Source organism: Nonomuraea sp. NPDC001699, assembly GCF_053596455.1.
The window spans coordinates 1-1254 of the sequence record NZ_JBSFGF010000089.1 but is presented as its reverse complement, the minus strand read 5'-3'; the positions used below and the strand labels follow the sequence as shown (position 1 = coordinate 1254).

Annotated in this window: 1 protein-coding gene; it reads right to left on the bottom strand. The window is 67.3% G+C overall.

The features are described from left to right. Positions 1 to 1254 (bottom strand): endo-1,4-beta-xylanase (locus tag ACWCSU_RS52830; RefSeq protein ID WP_449945271.1); only part of this gene is annotated, 1254 nt, incomplete at both ends.

The following is a 1254-nucleotide window of genomic DNA, read 5'->3' as shown; positions in this document are numbered from 1 at the left end:
AGGCGCCATTTCTGGTTGTCGCCGCCCCAGCAGGAGTAGATCTGGATTCTGGCGCCGTTGCCGGTGCCGCCGGCGTCCAGGCATTTGTTGCCGTAGACCTTCAGTTCTCCGGCGGAGGTCTGGGTCCATTGCTGGTTGGTGCGGCCGTTGCAGTCCCACAGTTGCACGGCGGTGCCGTCGGTGGTGGCGGCGTTGGGTACGTCCACGCAGCGGCCGGAGGCCGCGCCCTTGATCTGGCCGGCGCCTCCGCCGGGCGGTGGTGTGGTGGTGGTGCCGCCGTTGAGGGCGTTGAGTACGGCGGTGTAGGCGGCTTTCTTGTTGCCGTTGCCGTCGAAGAGCAGGGGGGTGGCGTTGGCACCGAGCCAGGAGTCGCTGTCGCGGACGCCCCAGGTGGTGATGCCGGCGCAACGTGGTACCGCCAGGCAGTCGTTGACCACGTTGGCGTAGGTGGTGGCCGAGCCGCCCTGGATGTCCAGTTCGGTGATCTGGACGTCGACGCCGAGTGCGGCGAAGCTCTGGATGGTGGTGCGGTAGTTGCTGTTGTAGGGGCTGTTGCCGTTGAAGTGGGACTGCAGGCCGACGCAGTCGATGGGCACGCCGCGTGCTTTGAAGTCCTTGACCATGGTGTAGACGCCTTGGGTCTTGGCCCAGGTCCAGTTGTCGATGTTGTAGTCGTTGTAGCAGAGTTTGGCGGCGGGGTCGGCGGCGCGGGCGGTGCGGAAGGCGACTTCGATCCAGTCGTTGCCGGTGCGCTGGAGGTTGGAGTCGCGGCGGCCGCCGCCGCTGTCGGCGTAGGCTTCGTTGACCACGTCCCAGGCGTAGATCTTGCCTTTGTAGTGGGCCATGACGCCGTTGATGTGGTCGATCATCGCCTGGCGCAGGGTGCCGCCGGACAGGTTCTGCATCCAGCCGGGTTGCTGGGAGTGCCAGGCCAGGGTGTGGCCGCGGACCCGTTTGCCGTTCTGGACGGCCCAGTTGTAGACGCGGTCGCCCTGGGTGAAGGTGAACTGTCCCCGGTTCGGTTCGGTGGCGTCGATCTTCATCTCGTTCTCGGCCGTGACCATGGTGAATTCGCGGCCGGCGATCGTGGTGTAGGCGGGGTCGCCGAGTTTGCCCGAGGCTATGGCGGTGCCGAAGTAGCGTCCGCTCTGCGCGGCGGCCGCGCCGAGGGTGCTCTCGGCGGCGTCGGCCGGGATCGCCGTCGCCAGTGCGGTGATCAGGCCGAGGGCGCCTAACGCGCCGGTGATCAGTGCC